The following is a 26987-nucleotide window of genomic DNA, read 5'->3' on the forward strand; positions in this document are numbered from 1 at the left end:
CAGACAGAAAATTAAAAATCCGGAGAAGATCCGGAAGACAGGAGCCGATTCCGGGGCAGGAGTATGCCCCGGAGTCTTCCTGTTCTGTTTCTTTTATCGGAGCTGGAATCTGATAAAAGAAAAACAAAAATCACAGAGGAAACAGAAATGAAAAAAATCTGGAAAAAGAGTAAAAAACCAATCATGGCGGTTCTTTCGTCCGTACTGCTTGTACTGGCGGTTGTTTTGCTGTTCGGACAAACGAAGGCAGAGCCGGAGAATCCCATGGATGGGAAAAACAAACAGGCGTCCCAGATGTATCTGACCTCCTCCAGACTTGCCATGGACCGATCGCTCCTGGAGGGTGTGGAGAATGCCAATATCCATGCGGGGGACAGTGAGAACCAGACAGACGGACAGGGACAGCAGAACAAGCCGGAGGAAGTACAGGAAAACCAGGATCAGCCTCAGGATCGGAACGATTCTGGTGATCCGGAAAACCGGGACAGCGAAAGCGGGGAACCGACTGACAGCCGTCAGGATTCCACGCCGCAGGAGAACGGACAGGCAGGAGAAGACGGAGCGGCAGGAACAAAAGGGTTACGTTCTCTGATCGCAAGGAAGCAGGCGGAGAGTGGAACAGACAGCTCCGGAGCCGGAAACGGAACAAAGCCGGGAGGCGGAAACGGAGATCAGGGATCAGGCGGAGGAACCAAGAATCCCGTCTGGGGAGGCAGCGAGAACCAGGTGTCGCCGGACGAGGCGTCCGAGCTTTTTACAACGTCCATTAAAAACGGGGAAACGGTCACAAAGCCGGATTACTTTTTTACGATTTCCTTAACCGAAAAAGGAAAGAAACTGACACTGGTAAGCACCACCGTGGAGGTCAACGGGGCGGCGTCTCCCTTCGAGAGCGGCGGAAGCGTAACGCTCCGGGAGGGCCGTAATTCAATCGTGGTGACGCTGCGGTTCCGTGATGAAAAATTAAATCAGATCGTGGCGCCGTCAAAAACGTATACCGTTTATTATGTGCCGGAAAGCCATTATCTGTTGACGGTTCAGAATGTAAAGACCGGGGAGTGGTTAAGCGACGGATGGGAGGAGACAACGGAAGATCCGGAGCTGGTACTCCATGTAACGGCTCAGAAGGGTCAGAATGCAAAAGAGGCGAGAGTCCGGCAGAATCTCAAAACCATATCAAAGCAGGACGATGGCAATTATCATATGACGTTAAAGCTGGGAGAAAATACCATTAAGATCATGGCCGGCTCCGGCGTGAACCAGGCGGTTATGGTGCTTCAGTTTTATTATCAGCCACAGGATTCCAGGTTTTCCATAAGCTTTGAGAGCGCGGCGGTGAACCAGACCATCAGCGGTGATCAGTTCGGCGGGACAACCTCGGCAGAGTATGCGTCTGATTCCGATGCGTTCGCATTTCGGGTAAGCTGTGCGGGAACGACCGGAAAAGAGAAGATCACCAGTGTGCTGGTGACGAACCGGTTTGGTTCAACGGAAATGGTCTACATGACCGGAGGAGACGGGTATATCCACTGTACACTGGAAGGTTCCAGCATCGGGACTTCCATTCAGGTCACCGGACAGGACGGCGACGGGAATGCCAAAGTCTATACCTGGAAGATCCGTTACCGGCGCCTGAGTACGCCGGAGGCTAAGAAGCCCAATGTGCTGATCCGGCTGGCCAACGAGACGGTCACGAATCCGAAAACGATCGTCGGGATCTCCGCTAACGATTATCAGCTCAATGCCCTCAATTCCGGGAACTTTGTAGTGACATTGAACGGAGTCGAAATCGACTGCAGCGGAATCACAGGCACGTACTATGAATACAACCTGTTTCTGGAGCAGGGGGCAAATGATCTGGAAGTAACGGTGACCGATGCCCAGCAGAATTTTGTGACGGAGCACAGGACGATCACCTACGCGCCGCCGGATACCGACGATACGATCACGGTGACGCTGGTGGTCGATGCAGAGAATGTTGGTGCGGCGCCCATGATCCGGGAGACGGTTCAGGTCCGCGGAGATCTTTCCATCGGACAGCTTCTGGAACAGCGGCTGGCAGCGTACGGCTATACCACAAATTATAAGGGTGATCCGGCTGACGGCTCCTATTATCTGGCGCGGATCCTGAAGCCCGGAATTTTAAACGGCTGGCATATTTCCGATGAACGGAGAGCCGATCTTTTCGCATCCGGATTTGATATTCGGGAGCCGCTGGAGGACGAGCTGGGGAGCCTGGGAGAATTTGATTTTACAAAAGGTTCCGGATGGATGATCTCCATCAATGAGGATTATTATATCGGCCAGAGTATGGGGTCCAGAGATTACCGGGACGGCGATCTCATTCATGTGGCGTTTACGCTGGATTACGGACGGGATCTTGGGAGCACGATGAACTGACCGGTTTACAGAAAAGAGAGGTTGTTATGAAAAAATCGAGGCTTCTGTGGGGGCTGTGGCTGGTGCTCACAGTGGTTTACTGGTTCTTTTCCGACAGTTATCTGGCGGTGTTTCTGCCGGTGGTATCGGTTTTGCTTCCGCTGTTGTCCGCTCCGGTCACGCGGCATGGAGCGAAGAAGCTTTATGCAGAGCTTTCCATAAGACGGGAGGGGGAAAAAGGTGAGCGGCTGGAGGGAATCCTGACGCTTCGGAATCAAAGCCTTCTGCCCCTGGACCGGGTGCTGATCCGGGGAGTTTGCAAAAACCGTCTGACCGGGGAAAAACAGGTCCTTCGGATCCGGACAGCAGCCCTTCCGAAAGCACAGACGCGACAGAGTTTTTTTGTTTCCTCGGAGACCTGTGGAGTATTACAGCTGACGCTATCGGAGGCAGTCGTTTACGATCCGTTTGGGCTGTTCTGCTTTCGGGTGCCGTTACAGGGAGAAGCGGATACGCTGGTGCGGCCGGAGCTTTATCCTTCGGAACTTTCGGTCCTTTACGGCGAGAGCATGAGCCTGGACAGCGAGGAATATTCCATGAAGCGGGCGGGCTTTGATCCCAGTGAAACCTTTGCAATCCGGGAATACCGGGTAGGTGACGGAATCCGCCAGATCCACTGGAAGCTGTCGGAAAAGCTGGAAACGCTGATGGTACGGGACTACGGTCTGCCGATCCAGAATACAATCCTGCTTTTATTGGAAACCGGTTATGCACCAGGCGGGGAAAAGCCGGAGCCGGCGTGTATAAGCGCACTGGCAGAAGGGCTTCTTTCAGTGTCGGAGAGCCTGGGGCAGATGCAGCTTACCCACAGCATCGGCTGGCAGGATCATGAAACAGGGAGCTTTTCCTGTATGGAAATCGATGAAACCGAAGACCGGACGCTCTCCATGGCCGGGCTTCTGAACGCAGCCTGCGGGGAGGATCCGGAATCGGTGCTGGAGCATTATCTGGAAGGACATGAGCAGATGGAGTCTGCCCATGTGGTGTTATTTACGGCAGAAGCAATCGACGAGGCAGCTGCACTGGCGGAACACTGTATGGTAACAGAGGTTCTCTGTACCCCGGACGGCACAGGGACATCGGAGCAGGCTGGTGTATCGGTATGTGTTTCTTCTCCGGAGCAGCTTGCGGAGACGATTTCTTATCTTGAGATATAACGGAGTGAAACAGATTTATGATGAAACAGAAACGAACAGCCCTCTGGGTTACCGTTCTGGCAGACGGCGGCCTTCTGTGGTTTTATCTGACGGCGGTTTTTGGAATGATCGCATCCATGCTGAAGCTTCCCATATCAGAGCTTCTTCTGCTGCCTGCGGCAGTTCCGTCGTTTTTTTCAGTCCTGATTATGATGAAACCGGCAAAACGGCAAAGAAGGAGCCTGCTGGTGGGATACGGATGCCTGTTTTTTTGGGCAGCCATACTTCTGCCATTCTGGAAAAGTGGGATCAATACGCTTCTAAACCATGCGGTGGATACGGTGGGAGCCAGGTTTCCCTATGAATTTCCGGTATTTGAAACCGGGGAGAACGCAGCAGTTATGGCGCAGGTTGTCTGGCTCTGGCTGATCTGCTGCGCTTCGGCTCCGGCAGCCCTGCTGATCCGGAAAGGCAACCGGTATTTTCTGGTGCTTCTGGTCGTTGGAATTCTGGGAATCCAGACCATTACGGGGATTACACCGTCCCTGTTCTGGAACGCAGTCTTCTTAACAGCATCGCTGGCTGTCTGGCTCAGAGGGCATGGCGAGCGTCTGGAGGATGGAATGAGACGGCTTGTGCTTCCGGCGCTTCTGGCAGTTCTGGTTCTGGCTGGTATGATGCTGTTCGGACTGCTCCAGATTATCTGTCCTGTCCGGACGTATCAGAAAAACGAAACCGTGACAGCGCTTCGGGATTCTCTGGGGAAAGCCGTTCATGAGGCGCGTTACGGGTCTGATCCGGTACTGCCGGAGGGACAGCTTTCGGGACTCGCCTCCTTTCAGCCGGCCGGAGAGGATTATTTAAGCGTAACCATGACAAATCCCCAGTCCTATTACCTCCGCGGCTTTACGGGAAGTAACTATACCGGGACGTCCTGGAAGGAAGCGGATCCGGAAAACAGCTGGAAGGGACGGGATCTGTTTTACTGGCTTCATAAAGCCGGTTTTTACGGGCAGACGGAGCTTGCCAGTGCAGCTCTTACTCTGGATCCGGAAACGGTGACAGAGGAACGGAATAGCATTACGGTGGAGAATCACTCGGCCTGCAGCCATTACCTGTATGCGCCGTATGAGCTGACCGGAAGCGCATTTCTGGCCGGGCAGAGGCTGGGCGAAGAGGGGATAAAAACAACCGGAATTTCCGGGGAACGGACGTATTCTTATGAAGCGGTATCCGGCCAGGTTTCCAGGTATCTGCGTCTTACAGAAGCCCTGGCGGATCCGTCGTCGTTCACGGCGGCAGAGACTGCTTATGCGGAGCAGGAATCCTATTATAATTCCTATGTCTATGAAACCTGTCTGGAGCTGCCGGAAAACCTCAGGGCGCAGATCGGAAATCTTCTCGGTGCGTATGAGACTCCGGAGGGCGGGAAGCATGCCGATTACACGGAAGCCAAGGAGGAAATCCTTTATGCACTTCAGTCAGGCTGTACCTATTCCGAGATCCTGGAACAGCCATGGAAGGGAACCGATTTCATCGAAGACTTTCTTTCGGATACAAAAACCGGTTACTCTGTTCATTATGCCAGTGCGGCAGTCATGATGTTCCGATATTACGGGATCCCCGCGCGGTATGTGGAGGGCTGTCTGATCACGCCGGAGGATGCACGTTCCATGAAAGCAGGAGAATGGTATGATCTGGATGACAGTCATGCACATGCCTGGGCAGAGTATTACCAGGATGGGGTCGGATGGCTTCCCTTTGAGGTGACACCGGCCTATATGAATGTGATGGAGCAGACACAGGACTATCAGGATATCTCCGGCATGGTGCCGGAGGGCAGTCAGGTAGAGGAGGATCAGCAGGAGGAAACGCCGCAGGATTCCGCGGCACAGGAGACGCCGGGCTTTGACTGGCTGCTTCTGATCGAGATCCTGTTACTTGTGCTCCTGGTTCTTGTAATGCTTCTGATCCTCGGCTTTTTTGTCTGGATCATCTGGAAGCGGCAGAAGAGCCGGAAAGAAATCCGGCTGTTTGCGCATGAGGACTGTGCCCTGGCGGTGCGCCATATTTTTAATTATGTCATGAACATTCTGGCGGTTTCCGGACTTCCGGATGAGCATGTTTCTTTGTATGATTACCGGAAACAGGTGGAAAAGCTGTTCGGAGCGGAGACGGCAGCACAGTATGAGGAAAGCGTTGCACTGCGGCAGAAGGCTGTGTACAGCGGTGGGACCTCCGATGAGCAGGACCGGAAGATTCTTCTGCGCTTCAAGGATCAGCTCTGGAAGCAGGTGTATGAGAATGGAACCAGACTGCAGAAGCTTCGATTAACCTATATTTATTTCCTGTAACACGGCGGACGGTGCAGAAAATCCGGCAGCATGAAAATCAGGACAGACAAGAGGAGTCAGGCATGAGAGAGCGTAAAATACAAGGTCGAAAACAGAAGAGAGGAATCCGGGCAGCGGCCTGGTGTCTGGCCGTAATACTGTTACTTGGTGCGGCGCTTACGCCGGTCGGAACCGTCTTTGCAGCGCCGCCTGGCGGGATCTGGGACGGAGAATCCGTCAGTATGCCGAAGACGGATGAGAACGGAACCTTTCTTATCAGCACCGGAGCAGAGCTTGCATGGTTTGCCAAAGAGGTCAACAGCGGGAACGGACGGATCAATGCCAGACTGGAAAAAAACATTTATCTTAACAATTATAATACCAGATATCTCTGGATGATGATCGGTGATACGACCGCACATCCATTCCGCGGAAGCTTCGACGGTAATGGAAAGCGGATCAATTATATGCGTGTACGGATCACCACGGACGATATGAGCCGCCCCTATGGCGGTCTGTTCGGTGTCATTGACGGCGGCGTGGTAAAAGACCTGACAGTCATGGGAAGTGTGGAGCATGCGTTCGGTAATTATGGAAAATTCGGGGCATATGACGAAACAGCCTGCGGAAGCGGTGCCATTGCCGGATATTTGAAAAACGGCCAGATCATCCGCTGCACCAATAAGACCACAACGACTATGGAGGGGGAAACCATGAACCGCAATGCCGGCGGAATCGTCGGGCTTTGTAAGGGACAGGTGATCCGCTGCGTGAACCAGGGTGTGATCACCACGCAGGTCCATATGGCACAGAATCAGATCGGCGGAATCGTCGGGCTGCTTTATGGTGAACAGGCACAGATTCTTTATTCCGTCAACAAAGGTGAGGTACAGGGCTATTTCACCGTTGGAGGAATTGCCGGAGCAGTTAAGTACGGCGCAGAGATCCGAAACTGCTGTAACTACGGAACCATTGTGGGAAACAGTATCCTGGGTGGAATTGCCGGGAAGATCGGCGGAACAGGAACGGCCTCAGACGGAACGGCAAAGCAGTCGGTGATTTCCACAGTCTATAACCTGGGCTCCATCGAGGGCGGCGATATAACGAATTCTCCATCCCACATGGGAGGAATTGTCGGGGAAGCCGGGTATGATGACTGGAAAGAAGAGGAGCTTCCGCCCATGCCGGTGATCGAGACAGGCTATTCCACCGCAGTTTATGAAGGTACCGTGTTTGACATGCGGGGAGCGGTGATTGGATATTTCAAGAGCGGCACCGCAGGAAGACTGTATGGATTACAATACGGAAAGCTGCAGCCGATTGCCCTGAAGGATATCAAGGGCACAACGCTTTCGGGTGAGGTGGCGTTAAAGACGGAAGCCGACATGAAAAAAGCACTGTTTGTACGGAGGCTTGGAAATGCCTTTGCTTTACCGGATGGATCGGATACAGAAAATAACGGATATCCCCGGTTTGTATGGCAGGGGCAGACCTCGGAGCTGGCGAAGCAGGTTGATGAGGCACTTTTAGAGCTGAAGGGCTGGCTCAGTGAGGAAAACCGGGCAAAATACGGGACGGCCTATCAGGAGCTGGAACGGATCGTAGCCTCTTATGAAGAAAAGCTCAGTCTGATCGACAGCGAAAAGGCACTGGAGGAACTGATGAAGAGCGCCAGAGAGGAGCTTTCCGCGGTGAAGCCAGGCTCACAGGTGGATTCGGAACTGGCAGAAGCCATTGACCAGGGAATTACGGCACTGGAGGAGTATCGGGACAGTCTTTTAGAAGCACATGAGGATCTTAAGGAAGAACAGAAAAAGGAACTGGACTTCTATGTAACAGATTACAGCGGACAGCTTCAGAATGCGAAGGATTCAGATGAAGTAAAGCGCCTTGTCCGGAATGGAAAAGATGATATGGATGCTTATATTGCGGCCTGTGAGGAGGCAAAGCGGATCGAGGAGGTCCGCCGCAATGCGGTGAATGCCCTGAATGCGTATCGAACCGAACCGCAGGAGGAGCCATGGGCAGCTCAGATCGCAGCGGCAAGGAGCACCGGAATCGAAAAAATCCGGGCGGCGGAATCCGTTTCCGGGATCACGGAGGCTCTGAATGAAGCCAGGGAAATGATCGACCGGATTCTGGAGCAGATCCCCGATGAGGACGCATGGGACGGAGAGACAAAAACGGAGCCGAAGTCCGATGACAAGGGCGTTTATCAGATCACCTCCGGTGCGGAGCTGGCATGGTTTGCGGAGCTGGTAAATAAAAGCGGAAGCCGGACGAAGTTTCAGGCGGTTCTCTGTAATGATATTAACCTGGGAAATCAGGAATGGACCCCCATCGGAATGAAGAAGAACGTGTATCGGGGCAGCTTCGATGGCGGAGGCTATAAAATCCGTGGTCTGCTTGTAACAGAAGCTGAGAATTATGCCGGACTGTTCGGAATCGTATACGGAGATGAGAAGGATTCCATCCGGAATCTGACCGTGGCGGGAACGGTGAACTGCTCCAACCGTGTCCAGTATGCCGGAGGACTGATCGGTTATATTTACGGAAAAAACGATGGACAGCGTCCCAGTGTGCAGGACTGTCACAATGAAGCCTCGGTGACAGTCCGGGAGGTTCGGATCAGTTCCTCTGCCATTGGAGGTATCGCCGGCCGGGCGGAATTCACCTGGTTCCGGAACTGCTCCAATACCGGAACCGTCTCCTTTCCAACGGAGGGAAAGGGCGGGATCCATTATTATGCCGGAGGTCTGATCGGAAGCACCGGTCTCAGTATAAGCCTTCGCCGTTCCTATAACAGCGGATCGGTGCAGGCAGATTCCAGTGCCGGGGGACTGGTCGGAAAGCTGGCAGGCTCCGGAGCGAAGGTGACCTCCTGTTATAACAGCGGTGAGGTGAAAAGCAAGCGTTATGCCGGAGGTCTGGTCGGACAGATCGGCAGTGAGGCAGCAGGAAGTCAGGTGAGCTGGTGCTATAACTGCGGACCGATCAACTTAAATATCAACGGCAGATATATGGGAGCCATTTTCGGAGGCATGGAAGCCGGAGATTATGAAAACCTGTTTGCATTAAAACGGACCGATCAGCCAGACCGTGCCATGGTCGGATATTCAGCTGATTTTACATCCCCAGGCTATTTCCTGTCGGCTTCGGAGCTGCAAAGTGATGAGTATTTAAACAGCTTAAACGGTGGAGGAAATCATTTTATCCATGATTATCTCGGCTTTCAGAGCGGCTATCCGATCCTTTCCTGGCAGCTTACCCTGGAGGATCTGAAAACGGGAGCTGTTTCAGAGCTGGAGAGCTTTGTCTCGGAAGAGGATTATGAGCCGGAAAACTGGGCGCTTGTCAAACAGGAGATCGAAGCCGGATCAGAACGGATCCGGGCCGGATCCACCATGGACGAGGTAAGCGCGATTTTAACAGAAACAAAAGAAGCGATTTATCAGATTGAATCCAAGGCAGATGCGGAGGCGCGGAAGCTGAAAGAAGAGAAAGAAGCCGCTCTTTCCCTGCTGGAGCATTATGTGGATCCGGAGCAGTATCGGGAAGAAGAGCAGATGAAGCTGGAAACCTATCTGGCGGATGCAAGAAAGCTTATTGCAGCGGCAGAAACCAGGGATGAGGTGGCGCGTCATCTGAGGGAAACAAAAGAAAATATCGATGCCCTGCCAACGGCTTCCCAGTATCAGTATGCGGCGGACAAAGCGGCGGCGGCACAGACCGACAGCTATATTCGGAACATCGGAGATGTGGTGCTGGCAGCTTATGTAAAGACGGCGATCCGGATCGCCAGAGCATCCTATGATGGCCTGACGGACGCACAGAAAGAGCTGGTGGAGCATTATCAGACGTTACTGGACGCGGAGGAGGCATATCGAAAGCTGGAAGAGGAATTCCAGGTTACGGATGAAGACATCGAGCTGGCAAAGCAGGTAGATGCCCTGATTGCAGCCATCGGGGAAGTAACGCCGGAAAGCGAAGAAGCGATCCATAAGGCGCGGCTGGCCTATGATTCCCTTACCGAAGCACAGAAGCGGTTAGTGGAAAGTCCGGAAATACTGTTCCAGGCGGAGGAAGCCTATGATCATCTGCGGGCGGCAGAGGTTTCGGCCGTAATCGCGTCTATGGGTATGATCACGCTGGACAGACGGGAAGTGATCGAGCATGCTCAGAGCCTGTATGACAGTCTGACGGAAACGCAGAAATCCTATGTTACGGACTATCCGGTGCTGGCAGCGGCAGTGGAGCGGTTCAAGGATCTGACTGCGGCTGCTCCGGTGGAAAAACTGATCGCATCCATCGGAGAAGTGACCTTAAACAGCCAGGCGGCCATTGAGCAGGCAATCCTGGCCTACAATGCACTGACCGGGAATCAGCAGGCTCTTGTATCAAATTATGGCATACTGGAACAGGCAGCGGCAGCCTTTGACCGCTTATCGGCAGTTGCCGATGTTATCCTGAAAATTGACCGGATCGGTGCCGTGAGCAGTGCAAGCGGCGGAGCAATCCAGGAGGCCAGAGCAGCCTATGATGCGCTGGATGCAGAGCAGAAAGCACAGGTCACCAATTATGGGGTGCTGGAGCAGGCAGAAGCCGCTTATCGGGCATTGACTGCACCGGAGCCTGATCTGGATCAGGGCGGCGGCTATCATACCGGCGGAGCAGGCGGAAATGCCGGAAGGGGAGAAACGAACGGAGAACTTCATACCGGAGGTGCCGGGGCAGCTGAGGCAGCAGCGGGCACGGAAAGCGAAGCCCTTGCGGATGATCCGCAGCTGCTTCTGGAAGAACTGCTGGAGCAGATCGTGGACGCAGGGGAGCAGGGAGTACTGTTGACAGAGGATGTTTATGACGAAGCGGCAGACGGGATTCCGGCAGAGGCAGAAACAGAAGCGGAAGATCCGTTAGCCGGACAGGTATCTGTCGAAGAAGAACGGCGCACATTATTAAAAGCCTCCAGAAAACGGACGGTTCGGCTTCTGGGAATCCTTCTCGCCGCCTCCGGAACCGTGGCTGTGTTCCTGGTGGGAACTGCCGTTGCTTCCGCAAAGAAACGGAAAGAGAAACGGGTACGGTATTAAAGGGAGACAGAATGGTTCACTGGCCTTGATGTTTGGAAAGAAAAATGGGAATATAGAATTGAACTGAAAAACCGGGGAGTAAGATGGTTTCTATCTTATCCCCCGGTTTTTATACTCGGAAAAGGGCGCATGGTTCGAATGATGAAAGTTATTTCAATAAAAGTGTCCGGTTCATATACCTAGTCATAATATCCGTTATGCTGGCATACCTGATGGATCGTTTCGGCGAAAATGGATCTTGATTTTTTATGCTCGTCGGTATTGGTATTCTTTTTGTCCAGGTAAAGATTCCGGACATCCGACCATAACCTCTTGTTTTTTTTGCAAAAGTCAATTTTTTTCGGTAACTGGCCGAAGCCTTCGGGCTGATATTTCCATGAATAATTGTTTTGTTTTTTATTATAATGAATATACTGCTGCCTCCCGTCATCGGACTGGCGCACGATACAGAAGTCACAGCTATGAAGAATGCGGGCGTTTTTCTGATCTTTTACCTTAATTGTAAGAACACGGGTGGAGTCTTCGGCATAATCATATCCCTCATTGACGCCTCTGTCGAGTCCACAAAAATAGTCACAAGGAGTGTATTGTCTGTGAGGATAAGAACCGATGAGAGAATGTATACCTACGCCGCCAACAATAATAGTGGAGCCACCCGAGTGATCATAAGAAAAGATACTAGGACGATGTATATCGTTAGAAACAGAATGGCATGGATGCGTAATGTTATCAAGACCGTTGCGCAGAATATCTCTAATTTGCTTTGGCGAATATTGTTCATCAGGATCATTTACTTCAAGATTTACATCAAAATCAAAACCGACATTGGTGTTTCGGTCACGTGTTATCATGTTTCTCTGACTGCTGCCGACAAAATGATATTGAAACGTGAACCTGTCTCTGACTTGCTCCTGCAACTTCTGAATGATGTTCAATAATTCCTGTTTCACGGAGAACCACTCAGACTTTAATACATACTCAAACCTGTGCATAATGATCTCCTTTTATCCCAAGCCGCTCAATTAGATTTTCATCAATCTAAATCGTTATAATATACATGAAGTCCAGGATATTGTCAATTGGTTTTCGATAAAATTCTTTGGGGTATGCCGGTTGGCTGGTTTGGATGGTCTGCAAAAGGCAATTCCCAAGCAACGATATGCCGGGGTAAATGGATCTGTGAGATAGAAAAATAATAATGACGCTGTCTGTCGCCTGTGCTATACTACTTTCAGTGATACGCACTTGTGTTTGAGCATAACGGTTTTGAACTGTATTCTATATCAGGAGGTATATCTCATGGACTTAAATCCTTTTTTCAAAAGTGTACTGGAGCAGGATCATGCGGCGGTGGTGCTCTGTGACCTGTCTCATACCATTCTTTATATGAATCCGGCGGCAGTCCGCCAGTATGAGAACTACGGAGGTGCGTTGCTGGTCGGAAAGAATCTGTGCGGCTGCCATAACCCGGCATCGGTTAAGCGGATCGAACAGGTCCTCGCCTGGTTTTCTGAAGCTCCGGAACATAATCAGATTTATATTCACCACAGTGAAAAGAAAAACCGGGACGATTACATGATCGCTCTCCGTGACGAAGACGGAACTCTCATCGGATATTATGAAAAGCACGAATACCGTGATCCGGAAACAGAACCGGTGTACGTTTTTTGCTGAGAATAACGGAACCAAGCCCCGGGAAATCCCGGGGCTTGCACTTTCAGATCCTTTATGGTAAAATTTTACCGGTATCCGTTCGGGACACACACGCCTGCGTGGAACCTGTCTCCGAACAAAGAACCATTCTATTGATTTTTGGAATAAATGATCCACAATCCCTTTAACAAAAGGCTGTCATCATAGATGATCTTATGACGGCAGTGCGGGATGATCGCTTTGGAAAGACCGCCGGTGGCGATGACCGTCGGAAGCTCGCCAAGCTCCGTGGCGAACCGGTCGATCATGCCGTCTAGCATGGCAGCGTTTCCGAATACGATTCCGCTGCGCATACAGTCGATGGTGTTTTTCCCGATGGCACGCTTCGGCGTTTCCAGACTGATGTTGTGAAGCTGAGCGGCACGCTGGGCCAGGGATTCCAGAGAAACACGGACACCGGGCATGATGGCGCCGCCGATGTAGTTGTGGTTTTTGTCCACACAGGTGATGGTGGTAGCGGTTCCCATGTCGATGACCACAAAGGGAGCCTTGTATTCCTTAATACCGGCAACGGCCGTAACCACCAGATCACTTCCGACCGTGGCAGGGTTGTCCATCTGGATATTCAGTCCGGTTTTCACACCGGGGCCGACCAGCAGGCAGGGTTTTCCGATGACCTTTTCCACAGAACGGCGGACGGTGTTGGAAATATTGGGAACCACAGAGGAGATGATCGCGCCCTCCAGCCCCTTTGGATTGATATGATACAGTTCCAGAATATTCTTAAAGGTAATGGCATATTCCAGGGTGGTCTGATCCGTGCTGGTGGAGATCCGCTCCACAAAGCAGGTTTCCTGTTCGTCGATGCAGCCGACTACGATGTTGGTATTTCCGATATCAATGGCAAGAATCATGGATAGGAAGTCCTTTCTTATAAAAGTTGATGAATCAGCCTTAACTATAGCATGAATCGCCGGGCGGCGCAAGCAGTTGGCGGGATAGGAGAGAACCATGTTAAAAGGAAAAACAGTACTTCTTGCAGTGACGGGAAGCATTGCAGCCTATAAAATACCGAATCTGGCAAGGCTTTTGAAAAAGCAGCATGCTGCGGTCCATGTTCTGATGACACAGAACGCCACGAATTTTATCACAGCAACCACCTTCGAGACGCTGACGGGAACGAAATGCCTGATCGACACCTTCGACCGGAATTTTGAATTTTCCGTGGAGCATGTGGCATTGGCGAAGCAGGCAGATCTTGTCATGGTGGCACCGGCAAGCGCTAACGTAATCGGAAAACTGGCAGGCGGGATCGCCGATGATATGCTGACAACGACCATCATGGCCTGCCCCTGCAAAAAGATGATCGCACCGGCCATGAACACCAATATGTATAACAATCCGATCGTTCAGGATAATATGAAAAAGCTGGCGGGCTACGGTTATGAATTTGTAGACCCGGTTGTCGGTATGCTGGCCAACGGCGATACGGGAAACGGAAAGATGGCCGATGAAGAAACGCTGCTTTCTTATATCATGAAGGAGCTGGCCTGTGAAAAGGATCTGGCTGGAAAGCGGGTTCTGGTAACGGCAGGACCCACCTGTGAGGCCATTGATCCGGTGCGGTATATCACTAATCATTCCACAGGAAAGATGGGCTATGCCCTGGCGAAGCAGGCCATGTACCGGGGCGCCGATGTGACGCTGGTAACCGGACCGACGGCGTTAAAGAAGCCCGGCTTTATGAAGGTGGTGGAAATCACCTCAGCGAAGGATCTGTATGAGGCAGTCACCTCCCGTGCGGAAGAGCAGGATATTATCATCAAGGCAGCCGCAGTGGCGGATTACCGGCCGGAGCATGTGAGCAGCGAAAAGGTAAAAAAGAAGGATGGAGCCATGTCCATCGGACTGGAACGGACGGAGGATACCCTGGGATATCTGGGCAGTCATAAGACGCACCAGTTCCTCTGCGGTTTCTCTATGGAGACGGAGCACATGGTTGAAAATTCCAGAGCAAAGCTGCAGAAGAAAAACCTGGATATGATCGTGGCCAACAATTTAAAGGTGGCCGGTGCCGGCTTCGGTACCGATACCAACGTGGTGACGATCCTGACATCGGACGGAGATATGACCCTTCCGATGCTGTCAAAAGAAAAAGTGGCGGATAAGATCCTGGATGAGATCTTAAAACGCCTGTCATAGAGATACGAGGAGGACGGAAACAGTGGCTGACAAACAGCAGGAATTATTGAAAAAAGAGATTGAAAAACGAAGGACGTTTGCTATCATATCCCACCCGGATGCCGGTAAAACGACGCTGACAGAGAAATTTCTTCTTTACGGCGGCGCCATCAATCTGGCGGGCTCCGTAAAGGGCAAGAAAACGGCGAAGCACGCGGTTTCCGACTGGATGGAGATCGAAAAGCAGAGAGGTATTTCCGTTACCTCCTCCGTACTGCAGTTTAATTACGGCGGATTCTGCATCAACATTCTGGACACCCCCGGTCATCAGGATTTCTCCGAGGATACGTACCGAACCCTCATGGCAGCGGATTCGGCCGTTATGGTCATCGATGCCAGCAAGGGCGTGGAGGCGCAGACCATCAAGCTGTTCAAGGTCTGTCTGCTCCGTCATATCCCGATTTTTACGTTCATCAACAAGATGGACCGGGAAGCAAACGATCCCTTTGAACTGATGGACGAGATCGAATCTGTTCTGGGGATTACGACCTGCCCCATCAACTGGCCCATCGGATCAGGAAAGGAATTCAAGGGCGTTTATGAGCGGGATAAGAAGTGCATTACCACGTTTACGGCTGCCATGAACGGACAGAAAGCGGTAGATACCAACGTGTTGGATATCAATGATCCGAAGGTTCATGATCTCATCGGCGAGAGCTTCCACAGCCAGCTTATGGATGATATTGAATTATTGGACGGCGCCGGTCAGGAGCTCGATATGGAACTGGTCTGGGAAGGAAAGCTCTCTCCGGTATTCTTCGGTTCCGCACTCACCAACTTCGGTGTGGAGACCTTTTTGAAGCATTTCCTGAAAATGACAACACCGCCGCTTCCCCGAAAGGCCGATATCGGCATCATTGATCCCTTCTCTGAAGAGTTCTCGGCCTTTGTGTTCAAGATCCAGGCAAACATGAACAAGGCCCATCGCGACCGGATCGCGTTTATGCGGATCTGTTCCGGAAAGTTTGAGGCGGGTATGGAGGTCAACCATATCCAGGGTGGCAGAAAGGTGAAGCTTTCCCAGCCCCAGCAGATGATGGCGGATGAGCGTAAGATCGTGGACGAGGCCTATGCCGGTGACATCATCGGTGTGTTCGATCCGGGCCTCTTTGCCATCGGCGATACCTTTACTTCTTCCAGTAAAAAATTTGCCTATGAGGGAATCCCGACCTTTGCACCGGAGCATTTTGCGAGACTGCGTCAGATTGATACCATGAAACGGAAGCAGTTCTTAAAAGGGGTCAACCAGATCGCCCAGGAGGGTGCCATTCAGATTTTCCAGGAGTTTCATACCGGCATGGAAGAGATCATCGTGGGCGTGGTCGGTGTCCTTCAGTTTGATGTACTGCTGTTCCGCCTGAATAATGAGTATAACGTGGAAGTCAAGCTGGAGCCGCTGCCCTATGAGTATATCCGCTGGGTAGCCAACAAGGACGAGATCAATGTGGAGAAGATCCAGGGTACATCGGATATGAAACGTGTCATGGATCTCAAGGGCAATCCCCTTCTTCTGTTTGCCAACAGCTGGAGCGTCGGTATGGTCCTCGACCGGAATCCCGGCCTGAAATTAGAGGAATTCAGCCGGAATTAGCCGAACGCTTTTGAGAAAATGTTCATATTCTAAGAAAAAGACGGTTCGGGGGTATTCCCTTGCGTATCTGTGATCTGCGGCTGAAGGAGGTCATCAACCTCTGTGACGGAAAGCGGCTGGGCTACATCACCGACATGGAGTTCGACTGCAAGACCGGCTGTATCATGAAATTTATTATTCCCGGGCCGGCCCCGATCTGTGGATTTTTAGGACGGGATACGGAGTACATTATCCCGTTCTGTGCCGTGGAGCAGATCGGTGAGGATTTTGTCCTGGTGAAGGTCATAACGTCGGACTGTGTCCATAAATGCAAACCATAAAGGAGGAACGTGCCATGAAGTGTCCGTTCTGCAGCAGTGAAAACATTAAGGTCATCGATTCCCGGCCGGCGGAGGACAACAATGCCATTCGCCGGAGACGGCAGTGCGAGGCATGCGGCCGCCGGTTTACCACCTATGAAAAGATTGAGACGATCCCGTTTATGGTGGTGAAGAAGGACAACACCAGAGAGCCCTTTGACCGTTCCAAGATCGAGGCCGGTGTGCTTCTTGCCTGCCATAAGCGTCCCGTGTCGGCCCAGGATATCAGCCGCCTGGTGGACGAGGTAGAAAATGAGGTGGTCAATACCGAGGAAAAAGAGGTGGCGACCACGGAGATCGGAAACCTGGTCATGGACAAGCTAAAGGATCTGGATGAGGTGGCCTATGTCCGTTTTTCCTCTGTTTACCGGGAATTCAAGGATGTGAATACCTTTTTGAAGGAGCTGGAAAAGCTGTACCGGGATCAGAAAAAACGGCAGTAAGAGACGACAGAAAGAAGGAAAGGCATGATCGTAGAACGGTTTTATCCGGATGAATATGTGGATTCCACCTATGGGATCGATTTTGAAAAGCTGAGGAAAAGGGGAATCAGAGGACTGCTCTTTGATATTGACAATACACTGGTGCCCCACGGAAAGCCGGCCACGAAGGAGTCGGTGGAGCTGTTTCAGCGACTTCATGAGCTGGGCTTTGAGACCTGCCTGATCTCCAATAACCAGAAGCCCCGTGTGGAGCCTTTTGCGAAGGCGATGAAGACCCGTTATCTTTATAATGCGCATAAGCCATTGCCGAAGAATTATCTTCTTGCCATGGAAAAGATGGGAACGGGGCTCACCGACACCGTGTTTATCGGTGATCAGCTGTTCACCGATGTTTGGGGTGCGAAAAAAGCCGGGATCTACAGCATTCTGGTAAAACCGATCCATCCGAAGGAGGAGATCCAGATTGTTTTAAAACGAAGACTGGAACGGATTGTGCTGTATTTTTATAAAAAGTCCTTGAAAAAAACGACAATATAGTATAAAATTAAACAGATAATGTCAGTTGGCACTAGGAAAACAGTCCATGCCGGCCGGCGCCTGAGAACTTGAATTTAAGGAGGAGTATCAAAAGATGGTATCTGCTGGTGATTTCAGAAACGGCATGACCGTGGAAATTGATGGAAACGTATATCAGATTATTGAGTTTCAGCATGTTAAGCCCGGAAAGGGTGCTGCGTTCGTAAGAACAAAGTTAAAGAATATCAAGAGCGGCGGCGTAGTAGAAAAGACCTTCCGTCCTACTGAGAAGTTTGAGAACGCTCATATTGACAGAGCTGATATGCAGTATCTGTACAATGATGGTGACCTGTATTACTTCATGGATGTAAATACTTACGACCAGATCCCGTTAAGCAGCGATATGGTAGGCGATTCCCTGAAGTTTGTAAAAGAAAATGAAATGGTTAAGATCTGTTCCCATAAGGGCCAGGTATTCTCCATCGAGCCTCCGCTGTTCGTAGAGCTGGAGATCACCGAGACCGAGCCCGGCTTTAAGGGAGATACCGCAACCGGTGCTACAAAGCCCGCAGTTGTGGAGACCGGTGCAACCGTATATGTTCCCCTGTTCGTAGATCAGGGCGACAAGATCAAGATCGATACCAGAACCGGTGAGTATCTGTCAAGAGTATAAAAAACATATTGCGGAGTGTGAAGTGCGGAACAATCGGATGTTTTGCCAGACACTGAGCAGCTCAGGAGGAGTTTCGGAGACGGAGCTCTTCCTTTTTGTTCCTGCCTCTTGCGCAAATGCATGGTCTGTGGTACGATATAATAATGAGTGAAAATCTGTTATAGTTGCAAGGAGGGATTTCCATGGGAGCATTTTTATCAACGCTTTGCCAGACGGCAGTAAAATTTGTGTTTTTGGGAGCCGTGGCCTTTGGCGGGATTATGTGCGGTATCAAGCTGCGGAAGCATAAAGATGCAAAGGCGGGGGAGAACCCTGCAGAAAAATAAAGATATTTGGAGGAGAAATTGTGGAAAAGTACGGTGTAAACCAGCTTCGTCGCATGTTCCTGAATTTTTTTGAGAGCAAGGGACATCTTGTGATGAAAAGCTTTTCGCTGGTGCCTCATAACGATGACAGCCTTCTGCTGATCAATTCGGGTATGGCACCCTTGAAGCCTTATTTTACGGGACAGGAGATTCCGCCGAGACGACGGGTTACCACTTGTCAGAAATGTATCCGGACCGGCGATATTGAAAATGTTGGAAAGACTGCCCGTCACGGTACCTTTTTTGAAATGCTCGGGAACTTTTCCTTTGGCGATTATTTTAAGCATGAAGCCATTGCCTGGTCCTGGGAATTTTTAACCAAGGTAGTCGGACTGCCGGAGGATCGGCTGTATCCGTCCATCTACCAGGATGATGACGAGGCGTTTGAGATCTGGAATAAAGAGATCGGAATTGCTCCGGAGAGGATCTTCCGCTTCGGTAAGGAAGATAACTTCTGGGAGCATGGTGCAGGTCCCTGCGGCCCCTGTTCCGAGATCTACTATGATCGCGGTGAAAAATACGGCTGCGGAAAACCCGGCTGTACCGTAGGCTGTGACTGCGACCGATATATGGAAGTATGGAACAACGTATTCAGCCAGTTTAACAACGACGGTCATAATAACTATACCCCTCTGGTTCAGAAGAACATTGATACCGGTATGGGACTGGAGCGTCTGGCGGTGATCGTCCAGGATGTGGATTCTATCTTTGCGGTAGATACCATTAAGGCACTTCTTGATGAGGTGGCAAAGCTGGCGGGAGTTTCGTATCAGCAGGATGAGACAAAGGATGTTTCTCTTCGTCTGATCACCGACCATATCCGTTCCTGTACCTTTATGATCTCCGACGGCATCATGCCCTCCAATGAGGGAAGAGGCTATGTGCTCCGAAGACTGCTGCGCCGTGCGGCACGCCATGGAAGACTCCTCGGAATCGAAGGAAAGTTTATGGCAAAGCTGGCAGAGACGGTGATCACGCTTTCCAAGGACGGCTATCCGGAACTGGATGAGAAGAAGGATATGATTTTCAAGGTCCTCAGCGAGGAAGAAGATAAATTCAATAAGACGATCGATCAGGGCTTAAACATTCTTTCTGATCTGGAAGAAAAGCTCAATGCCGAGGGCAGCAAAATCCTGTCCGGCGAGGATGCGTTCCGTTTATATGATACCTACGGATTCCCGCTGGATCTGACGAAGGAGATCCTGGAGGAGAAGGGCTTTACCGTTGACGAGGATGGTTTTAAAAAGGCCATGGATGTTCAGCGTGAAAAGGCAAGAAGCTCCAGAAAGAAGAGCAATTACATGGGCCGCGATGACATCTATCAGTCTCTGGATGCATCCCTGACCACAAAGTTTACCGGCTATGACTGTCTGGAGGACAGCGGAAGGGCAACAGCCCTTACCACTGCCGACGAGATTGTGGAAGCGCTGACCGATGGCCTGGAGGGCACCATCATTACGGATGTGACGCCGTTCTATGCAACCATGGGCGGACAGAAGGCTGATACCGGCGCGATCATCGGACCTCATGGTGAATTTGCCGTAGAGGATGTTATTCATCTCCAGGGAGGAAAGATCGGTCATGTAGGCAGGGTGACGAAAGGCATGTTCCAGGTGGGCGATGCCGTTTCCCTGAAGGTAGATGCGGAGAATCGTGTCGAGACCTGCAAGAATCACAGTGCAACCCACCTGCTCCAGAAGGCACTGCGTCTGGTACTGGGAAGCCATGTGGAACAGGCTGGTTCGTTTGTATCGGCAGACCGTCTGCGTTTTGACTTTACGCATTTCTCCTCCATGACACCGGAGGAAATTCAGAAGGTTGAGGATCTGGTCAATGAGCAGATCGCAGCGGCTGTTCCGGTAAAGACGGATGTTATGAGCATTGATGAGGCGAAAAAAGCGGGAGCTATGGCGCTGTTCGGTGAAAAGTATGGCGATACGGTCCGTGTGGTTTCCATGGGAGACTTCTCCAAGGAGCTGTGCGGCGGTACTCATGTCGCAAATACGGCATCTATTTCGTCCTTTAAGATTATCTCCGAGGCAGGAATCGCAGCCGGTGTACGCCGGATCGAGGCACTGACCGGAAAGGGTGTATTCCGTTATTATAAGAGTCTGGAGGAAGAGCTTCATGCGGCCGCAAGGGCAGCAAAGACCGAAGTTTCCGGTCTGGTTGGAAAGATCGAAGCGCTCCAGGAGGAAATAAAGGAGCTTCATTCCGAAAATGAGAAGTTGAAGAGCAAGCTTGCCAACGAGGCCATGGGCGATGTCATGGACCAGGTAAAGACCGTAAACGGCGTAAAGGTTCTGGCGATCCGGGTCAAGGATGTTGATATGAACGGCCTTCGGAACCTTGGTGATCAGCTGAAGGAAAAACTGGGTGAGGGCGTTGTCGTGATCATTTCCGAGACAGACGGAAAGGTAAGCCTTATGGCAACCGCAACCGATGGGGCACAGAAAAAGGGTGCCCATGCCGGTAATCTCATCAAGGCAATTGCGGCCTGCGTAGGAGGCGGCGGAGGCGGTCGTCCCGGTATGGCACAGGCGGGTGGAAAGAATCCTGCCGGAATCGATGAAGCACTGGAAAAAACTTATAAGGTTTTGGAAGAACAGGTAAAATAATACTTGACGAATCCGGGATTTATGGTATACTGGTTGTAGTGCGAAAATATACCCAAACAGTTGTATTATGCACAATACACAACTGGAGGGAGGTTAGGTGTGAGTCTATGTCAAATGTTATCGTAAAAGAAAACGAGAGCTTAGATAGTGCCTTACGCAGATTCAAGAGAAACTGTGCAAAGGCCGGTATTCAGCAGGAGATTCGTAAGAGAGAACATTACGAAAAGCCCAGCGTTCGTCGCAAGAAGAAGTCTGAAGCCGCTAGAAAGCGTAAATACAATTAATTGTGCAGAGAAAGAGTCCTGGAAGCAGGGCTCTTTTTGTTTCATAGGAAAGTGCGTCCTATAAAAACAAAAAACGCTCCGCGGGGAATCGTACTGCGGCGGAGTGGAAGATTGCCGCGTTGCGGTCTACGCTCCGTGTCCACGCATAGTTTTTGAGTATCTGTCATACACTGAAAAGACAAAACGAAGGGTGCGCCGATGAACAAAACGCGTGGGAAAGCAGAGGATCAGACGCTCCGGACGCGGGGAGAGCGGCTGGCGGAAACGCTGTCGCTTCCGCGGGATCTGGTTCTGGGAGCGCCGGTCCTGACGTGTGTGGGAAGCATGTCGGTGACGGTGGAAAATCACCGGGGGATCCTGGAATATGGACCGGAACGGATCCGGATTCTTGGGAAAAACAGCCGGATCCGGATCCTGGGAACCGGACTGGTGATCTCTTATTTTAATCGGGATTCCCTGCGGATCGACGGACGGATCGGGGAGATTCAATATGAATAGGAAAGAGTGGATTGCGGTCCGGGTTACAGGAGAAAACCCGGAGCGCTTTTTTAATTTATGCAGCTATCACGGAATCGGACTGGAGCAGATCGAAGCAGGTCGTCAGGAACCGGTATGCGGAAAAGCTTCCGGCAGAACCCGGACGGACCGTGTGCGGACAACGGAGGCTGCGGCAGATACAGAACGCCTACAGGAATCTTTAGGTATCTCCGTCCATATGGCGGCAGCAGATTTTTTTCGGGCGGCGGGACTTGGGAGAAAGGCAGGTGTGAAGCTTCAAATTATCGAAAAACACGGCCTCTTTTTCCTGATCCGCAGGTATCGGAAGCGGCTGGCTTTTTTTGTCGGAATGGTAGGCTGTGCGGCGTTTTTATACGGATCATCGTTGTTTATCTGGGATATTCATTTTGAAGGAAATACCAGGTATACCGATGTTGCTCTTTTGCGGTTTATGAAGGAGCAGGGGTATGTTCACGGAATGAAGAAGGCAGGACTGGTCTGCGAAGAGCTGGAAAAGAAGTTCCGAAATCAGTTCGAGGATCTGACCTGGGTATCGGCGCAGATCGATGGAAACCGGCTGCTGATCCGGGTAAAGGAAAATCAGGCAGGCGATGCAGACAGAGTAAGAAAAGAAACCGGAGACCTGATGACCGGTTTTTCGGAAGAGGATGAAGACGGAGAAAGCAGACAAAAAGAAGAAACCGTACCGTCTGAAACGGGTATGGATCTGACAGCGGTAAAAAGCGGAACGGTGATTTCGATCATTACCCGGTCGGGAACACCGCTGGTTCACAACGGTGATGTTGTGGAGGCCGGTCAGGTTCTGATCTCCGGAAGTGTGGAGCTGGTGGACGAGGGCGGAACTGTGCTGGAGACCCGGCAGACGATTCCCGATGGAGAAATTCTGGCAGAAACACAGATCCATTATGAAGATTCCTTTCCGCTCACACAGGAGCAGAAGCAGTACACCGGGCGGAGCAGAACGCGCCATGTGCTCTGGCTGTTCGGAAAACGGATCGGGCCGCTGGGGCATAAAGACGCCTATGAAACAGAGGACCGGGAGGAAACCTATGAGGCGGCACGTCTCTGGGGAAATTTTTATCTGCCCGTGGGAATCGGAACGATCACAGAGCGGGAATATAAAACAGGTGTTCATGTGCTTACGGAGGCGGAAGCACAAAGGGAGGCGAAACTCCGTTTTTCGGCATTCTGTGAAACATTAAAGGAGCGCGGAGCGGTCATCGAACAGGCAGACTGTCAGACTGTTATGGAAAACGGGAACTGTAAAAGTTATGGAACCGTAACGGCAGCGGAGGAGATCGGAACACTGCAGCGGCGGCAGGAAAAAACAGATACTCCCGGAAAAAGTGTACCGTGAGCGGCGTATCCGGTGCAATCTTTTTTAAAAAGGGCTTTTATTTATGGAAAAAGATGTTAGAATAATAAGGAGTATGTTCGGAGAAAGCCGGATGAAACCGAAACGGATTGTCAGAATGGAATACGGATCCGGCATTTTTTGAAAAAACAACACGAAACGGAAACGAGGAGAAGAACCATCTATGGGGATCACAGAAACCCTGATCGATATTCCCGCAGAGCATGAGAGAAACGTCTGCGGGCAGTTTGATGCATATGTAAAGAAAATTGAAAAGACCCTCCGGGTGACCATGATTTCCCGGGATGGCAGTATTAAGGTCATCGGACCGGAAGCTATGGTAGGAAAAGCGGCAAGGGTGTTTTCCAACCTGATCGAGCTTTCCCGTCGAGGAAATACCATTACGGAACAGAACGTGGACTATGCGCTGGCGCTGACTTTTGAGGAAAAGGAAAATCAGATCCTGGAGATCGACAGGGATCTGATCTGCCGGACCGTGGCGGGAAAACCGGTAAAGCCGAAGACCGTGGGACAGAAGCAGTATGTGGATGCCATCCGGGAAAAAATGATCGTGTTTGGACTGGGGCCGGCCGGAACAGGAAAAACGTATCTGGCCATGGCCATGGCGATTCAGGCATTTAAGAATAATGAGGTCGGACGGATCATTCTGACAAGACCTGCCATTGAAGCGGGAGAAAAGCTGGGTTTTCTGCCCGGAGATCTTCAGAGCAAGATCGATCCCTACCTGCGGCCTTTATATGATGCCCTTTATGAGATCATGGGGGCGGATTCCTATCTTCATAATGCAGAAAAGGGGCTTATTGAGGTGGCGCCGCTTGCCTACATGCGCGGACGGACCCTGGATAATGCCTATATCATTCTGGACGAGGCTCAGAACACCACTCCGGCACAGATGAAGATGTTTTTGACCAGAATCGGCTTCGGCTCCAAGGTCATTGTTACCGGTGACATGAGCCAGCGGGATCTGCCCGGAGACGGCCCCTCCGGCCTGGATGTGGCGGTGAGGGTGCTTCATAAGATCGACGACATCGCCATTGTCCGTCTGTCGGATAAGGATATCGTGCGTCATCCGCTGGTACAGAAGATCGTTCAGGCTTATGAGCGGTATGAAACAAGAAATAAGGAACGGGAACGGGAGAGAAAGCCGGGAGGAAACCGATGACATTTGAAATCAGCTATGAGGCAGAGGAGCCTTTGGATCTGCCCTATGAGGAAATCATTACGAAGGTGATCGAGGCAGCTCTCGACCAGGAGGCCTGCCCCTATGAAGCAGAAGTAAGCGTAACCCTCACCGATGCCGATGAGGTACAGAGGATCAACCGGGAGTTTCGCGGCATCGACCGGACTACCGATGTGCTGTCTTTCCCCATGGCGGAGTTTCCGGCTCCGGCGGACTTTGATTTCCTGGAGGATGACGCAGTCATGGACTGCTTTAATCCGGAAACAGGGGAGCTTCTTTTAGGTGATATCATCTTAAATGTGGCCAGGGTGAAGGAACAGGCGAAAGAGTTTGGGCATTCGGAGCGCCGGGAGCTGGCATTTTTAACCGCGCACAGCATGCTCCATCTTATGGGCTATGACCACATTGAGGAGGCAGACCGGACAATCATGGAGGAACGGCAGCGCCTTTTAATGGAGACGCTGGACATTCCGAGAAGATAAGGTGAACAACATATATGAGTACAAATAATCAAAAGCAGAAAAAGAAGAGCAGCAGCTTTCTGGTGCAGGGCGGGATCCTTGCCGCGGCGGGAATCCTGGTCCGGATCATCGGCATGGTCTACCGGATCCCCATGCAGAACAAGATCGGAAATACGGCCATGGGAATTTATTCCTCGGCATATTATATTTATAACATTATGCTGATCCTGTCCTCCTACAGCCTTCCGACTGCGGTTTCCAAGATGGTATCGGAGCGGGTGGCGCGCGGGCAGCATAAAAATGCCTACCGGATCTTACAGAGCTCCCTGTTCTTTTCCCTGATCTCCGGCGGGATCGCATTTCTCCTGACCTTTTTCGGAGCGAACTTCTTTGCCGTGAAGGTCTTAAATGAGCCGGGGGCGGCGTACGCACTCCGGATTCTGGCGCCAACCATCTTTATCATGGCGTTTTTAGGAACACTGCGAGGCTATTTCCAGGGCATGGGAACCATGATCCCAACGGCAGTTTCCCAGATTTTGGAGCAGATCGTCAATGCGGTGGTAAGCATCGTAGCTGCATTCCTGTTATTTAATACGGGCGCCGGCATGGATGCCCAAAAGGGAACCGATATTTATGCGGATGCCTTCGGTGCAGCCGGCGGAACTCTCGGCACCGCCTTTGGTGCCCTGGCGGCCCTGATCTTCTGTGTGGTGCTGTTCCGCACCTACCGCCGTGTGGTAAAGAAGCAGATGCGGAGGGACAACACGGTTGTGCTGGAGTCCTATTCCAATATCTGCCGGGTGCTGGTGGTTACCATTGTGCCTATCGTCATCAGTGCAACGGTGTTCAATATCAGCAACCTGATCGACAACAGCATTTACGGCTACTATATGAAATCGGTCAATGAGTCTGACAGCTACATGGCAAACTGGGGTGTGTACTCCGGACAGTATTATCTGCTGATCAATGTGCCTATTGCCATTGCAAACGCGCTGTCTTCCTCCATGCTGCCGTCTCTGTCGGCTTCCATGGCGTCGGGACAGAAGGGTGATGTGCTCCGGAAGATCAACCAGACCATTCGGTTTTCCATGATCATTGCGATCCCTTCGACGGTCGGCCTGACGGTGCTCAGCACGCCGATCGTGAGCATGCTGTTCCACCAGGACGCTCAGCTCGGTGCGGACATGCTGTTTTTAGGCTCCCTTGCGGTGGTGTTCTTCTCCCTGGCAACGGTGACCTGCAGTATCCTGCAGGGAATCAATCAGCTTAATGCCCCGGTAAAGAACGGCGTGATCGCCACCGTCATTCATGTGGGAATCCTGATCGTTCTGTTATATGGCTTAAAGACCGGAATCTACGGCGTGGTGATTGCCAATATGCTTCTTGGCCTTACCATCTGTATCCTGAACAGTGCGTCCATTGCCCGTCATATCAATTACCGGCAGGAGGTTAAGAAAACGTTCCTGATCCCCGGCATTGCTTCTGTGGTCATGGGCGGATGTAGCTATCTGGTTTATTACCTGCTGAACCTGTTATTAAAGCGCAGCTCCATCGCCTGCCTGTTTGCAGTAGTTGTGGCAGTGGTCGTTTACGGGGTTATGATGCTGGTACTTCGCGGCATCAGCGAGCGGGAACTGTTAAGTTTCCCCATGGGCGGAAAACTGGTGTCCGCTGCAAAGAGATTTCATCTGCTGTAAACGTATAAAATTTT

Annotated in this window: 21 protein-coding genes; 19 read left to right on the plus strand and 2 right to left on the minus strand. The window is 51.4% G+C overall.

Annotated elements, in window-relative coordinates; translation table 11 throughout:
• The first annotated feature begins 147 nt into the window (after positions 1–147).
• From ACTQ3K_RS00285 to ACTQ3K_RS00300, 4 genes are all read left to right on the plus strand, one after another.
• A complete protein-coding gene (locus ACTQ3K_RS00285; RefSeq protein ID WP_441564586.1) occupies positions 148–2400 on the plus strand; it encodes a hypothetical protein in 2253 nt (750 codons plus the stop codon).
• Positions 2401–2426: 26 nt separating this feature from the next.
• Positions 2427–3596 (plus strand): hypothetical protein, encoded by a 1170-nt coding sequence (locus tag ACTQ3K_RS00290; RefSeq protein ID WP_441564588.1) that lies wholly within the window; start codon positions 2427–2429, stop codon positions 3594–3596.
• 17 nt (positions 3597–3613) lie between these two features.
• Entirely contained in the window at positions 3614–5929 is a 2316-nt protein-coding gene (locus tag ACTQ3K_RS00295) for a transglutaminase-like domain-containing protein (protein WP_441564590.1), read from the plus strand.
• Between the two features lie 62 nt (positions 5930–5991).
• Positions 5992–10998 (plus strand): hypothetical protein, encoded by a 5007-nt coding sequence (locus ACTQ3K_RS00300; protein WP_441564592.1) that lies wholly within the window; start codon positions 5992–5994, stop codon positions 10996–10998.
• Between the two features lie 179 nt (positions 10999–11177).
• On the opposite strand, the gene ACTQ3K_RS00305 is transcribed toward ACTQ3K_RS00300, so the two are convergent.
• Positions 11178–11990, minus strand: coding sequence for a hypothetical protein (locus tag ACTQ3K_RS00305; protein ID WP_441564594.1), 813 nt, complete (start codon positions 11988–11990; stop codon positions 11178–11180).
• 307 nt (positions 11991–12297) lie between these two features.
• Between ACTQ3K_RS00305 and ACTQ3K_RS00310 the strand changes: the two genes are divergently transcribed.
• Complete coding sequence (locus ACTQ3K_RS00310) at positions 12298–12672, plus strand: PAS domain-containing protein (RefSeq protein ID WP_441564596.1); 375 nt, start codon at positions 12298–12300, stop codon at positions 12670–12672.
• A gap of 128 nt (positions 12673–12800) precedes the next feature.
• On the opposite strand, the gene ACTQ3K_RS00315 is transcribed toward ACTQ3K_RS00310, so the two are convergent.
• Positions 12801–13565, minus strand: coding sequence for a type III pantothenate kinase (locus ACTQ3K_RS00315; RefSeq protein WP_441564598.1), 765 nt, complete (start codon positions 13563–13565; stop codon positions 12801–12803).
• A gap of 97 nt (positions 13566–13662) precedes the next feature.
• On the opposite strand from ACTQ3K_RS00315, the gene coaBC reads away from it, so the two are divergent.
• The 14 genes from coaBC to ACTQ3K_RS00385 all read left to right on the plus strand — a co-directional run bounded on the left by coaBC (position 13663) and on the right by ACTQ3K_RS00385 (position 26973).
• Positions 13663–14853, plus strand: a complete 1191-nt coding sequence (gene coaBC / locus ACTQ3K_RS00320; protein ID WP_441564600.1) for a bifunctional phosphopantothenoylcysteine decarboxylase/phosphopantothenate--cysteine ligase CoaBC — start codon at positions 13663–13665, stop codon at positions 14851–14853.
• A gap of 22 nt (positions 14854–14875) precedes the next feature.
• Positions 14876–16483, plus strand: a complete 1608-nt coding sequence (locus tag ACTQ3K_RS00325; RefSeq protein ID WP_441564602.1) for a peptide chain release factor 3 — start codon at positions 14876–14878, stop codon at positions 16481–16483.
• A gap of 59 nt (positions 16484–16542) precedes the next feature.
• Positions 16543–16803 (plus strand): PRC-barrel domain-containing protein, encoded by a 261-nt coding sequence (locus tag ACTQ3K_RS00330; RefSeq protein ID WP_441564604.1) that lies wholly within the window; start codon positions 16543–16545, stop codon positions 16801–16803.
• Between the two features lie 14 nt (positions 16804–16817).
• Positions 16818–17285, plus strand: a complete 468-nt coding sequence (gene nrdR / locus ACTQ3K_RS00335) for a transcriptional regulator NrdR (protein ID WP_441564606.1) — start codon at positions 16818–16820, stop codon at positions 17283–17285.
• A 27-nt stretch (positions 17286–17312) separates the two neighbouring features.
• Positions 17313–17822, plus strand: coding sequence for a YqeG family HAD IIIA-type phosphatase (locus tag ACTQ3K_RS00340; protein WP_441565196.1), 510 nt, complete (start codon positions 17313–17315; stop codon positions 17820–17822).
• 94 nt (positions 17823–17916) lie between these two features.
• Positions 17917–18474 (plus strand): elongation factor P, encoded by a 558-nt coding sequence (efp, locus tag ACTQ3K_RS00345; RefSeq protein WP_441564608.1) that lies wholly within the window; start codon positions 17917–17919, stop codon positions 18472–18474.
• Positions 18475–18656: 182 nt separating this feature from the next.
• On the plus strand, positions 18657–18800 hold the full coding sequence (locus ACTQ3K_RS00350) for a hypothetical protein (RefSeq protein ID WP_441564610.1): 144 nt from the start codon (positions 18657–18659) through the stop codon (positions 18798–18800).
• A 53-nt stretch (positions 18801–18853) separates the two neighbouring features.
• A complete protein-coding gene (gene alaS / locus ACTQ3K_RS00355; protein WP_441565198.1) occupies positions 18854–21457 on the plus strand; it encodes an alanine--tRNA ligase in 2604 nt (867 codons plus the stop codon).
• 107 nt (positions 21458–21564) lie between these two features.
• A complete protein-coding gene (rpsU, locus tag ACTQ3K_RS00360) occupies positions 21565–21741 on the plus strand; it encodes a 30S ribosomal protein S21 (RefSeq protein ID WP_005603101.1) in 177 nt (58 codons plus the stop codon).
• Positions 21742–21939: 198 nt separating this feature from the next.
• On the plus strand, positions 21940–22239 hold the full coding sequence (locus tag ACTQ3K_RS00365) for a YabP/YqfC family sporulation protein (RefSeq protein WP_441564613.1): 300 nt from the start codon (positions 21940–21942) through the stop codon (positions 22237–22239).
• Positions 22232–23617: a sporulation protein YqfD gene (locus ACTQ3K_RS00370; protein WP_441564615.1), complete on the plus strand. Its 1386-nt coding sequence runs from the start codon at positions 22232–22234 to the stop codon at positions 23615–23617. Before ACTQ3K_RS00365 ends, ACTQ3K_RS00370 begins: the two co-directional genes overlap by 8 nt.
• A 181-nt stretch (positions 23618–23798) precedes the next feature.
• Positions 23799–24797 (plus strand): PhoH family protein, encoded by a 999-nt coding sequence (locus tag ACTQ3K_RS00375; RefSeq protein ID WP_441564617.1) that lies wholly within the window; start codon positions 23799–23801, stop codon positions 24795–24797.
• Entirely contained in the window at positions 24794–25297 is a 504-nt protein-coding gene (gene ybeY / locus ACTQ3K_RS00380; RefSeq protein WP_441564619.1) for an rRNA maturation RNase YbeY, read from the plus strand. Before ACTQ3K_RS00375 ends, ybeY begins: the two co-directional genes overlap by 4 nt.
• 14 nt (positions 25298–25311) lie before the next feature.
• On the plus strand, positions 25312–26973 hold the full coding sequence (locus ACTQ3K_RS00385; protein ID WP_441564621.1) for a putative polysaccharide biosynthesis protein: 1662 nt from the start codon (positions 25312–25314) through the stop codon (positions 26971–26973).
• Positions 26974–26987 lie beyond the last annotated feature (14 nt).

It is taken from the genome of Candidatus Paralachnospira sp. LCP21S3_A2 (assembly GCF_052118925.1).
In the GTDB taxonomy this organism is placed as follows: domain Bacteria; phylum Bacillota; class Clostridia; order Lachnospirales; family Lachnospiraceae; genus Lientehia.

Coding starts and splice junctions, on each gene's coding strand:
- ACTQ3K_RS00285 (WP_441564586.1), top strand. CDS start 148: ATGAAAAAAATCTGGAAAAAGAGTAAAAAACCAATCATGGCGGTTCTT.
- ACTQ3K_RS00290 (WP_441564588.1), top strand. CDS start 2,427: ATGAAAAAATCGAGGCTTCTGTGGGGGCTGTGGCTGGTGCTCACAGTG.
- ACTQ3K_RS00295 (WP_441564590.1), top strand. CDS start 3,614: ATGATGAAACAGAAACGAACAGCCCTCTGGGTTACCGTTCTGGCAGAC.
- ACTQ3K_RS00300 (WP_441564592.1), top strand. CDS start 5,992: ATGAGAGAGCGTAAAATACAAGGTCGAAAACAGAAGAGAGGAATCCGG.
- ACTQ3K_RS00305 (WP_441564594.1), bottom strand. CDS start 11,990: ATGCACAGGTTTGAGTATGTATTAAAGTCTGAGTGGTTCTCCGTGAAA.
- ACTQ3K_RS00310 (WP_441564596.1), top strand. CDS start 12,298: ATGGACTTAAATCCTTTTTTCAAAAGTGTACTGGAGCAGGATCATGCG.
- ACTQ3K_RS00315 (WP_441564598.1), bottom strand. CDS start 13,565: ATGATTCTTGCCATTGATATCGGAAATACCAACATCGTAGTCGGCTGC.
- coaBC (WP_441564600.1), top strand. CDS start 13,663: ATGTTAAAAGGAAAAACAGTACTTCTTGCAGTGACGGGAAGCATTGCA.
- nrdR (WP_441564606.1), top strand. CDS start 16,818: ATGAAGTGTCCGTTCTGCAGCAGTGAAAACATTAAGGTCATCGATTCC.
- efp (WP_441564608.1), top strand. CDS start 17,917: ATGGTATCTGCTGGTGATTTCAGAAACGGCATGACCGTGGAAATTGAT.
- ACTQ3K_RS00350 (WP_441564610.1), top strand. CDS start 18,657: ATGGGAGCATTTTTATCAACGCTTTGCCAGACGGCAGTAAAATTTGTG.
- alaS (WP_441565198.1), top strand. CDS start 18,854: ATGTTCCTGAATTTTTTTGAGAGCAAGGGACATCTTGTGATGAAAAGC.
- rpsU (WP_005603101.1), top strand. CDS start 21,565: ATGTCAAATGTTATCGTAAAAGAAAACGAGAGCTTAGATAGTGCCTTA.
- ACTQ3K_RS00365 (WP_441564613.1), top strand. CDS start 21,940: ATGAACAAAACGCGTGGGAAAGCAGAGGATCAGACGCTCCGGACGCGG.
- ACTQ3K_RS00370 (WP_441564615.1), top strand. CDS start 22,232: ATGAATAGGAAAGAGTGGATTGCGGTCCGGGTTACAGGAGAAAACCCG.
- ACTQ3K_RS00375 (WP_441564617.1), top strand. CDS start 23,799: ATGGGGATCACAGAAACCCTGATCGATATTCCCGCAGAGCATGAGAGA.
- ybeY (WP_441564619.1), top strand. CDS start 24,794: ATGACATTTGAAATCAGCTATGAGGCAGAGGAGCCTTTGGATCTGCCC.
- ACTQ3K_RS00385 (WP_441564621.1), top strand. CDS start 25,312: ATGAGTACAAATAATCAAAAGCAGAAAAAGAAGAGCAGCAGCTTTCTG.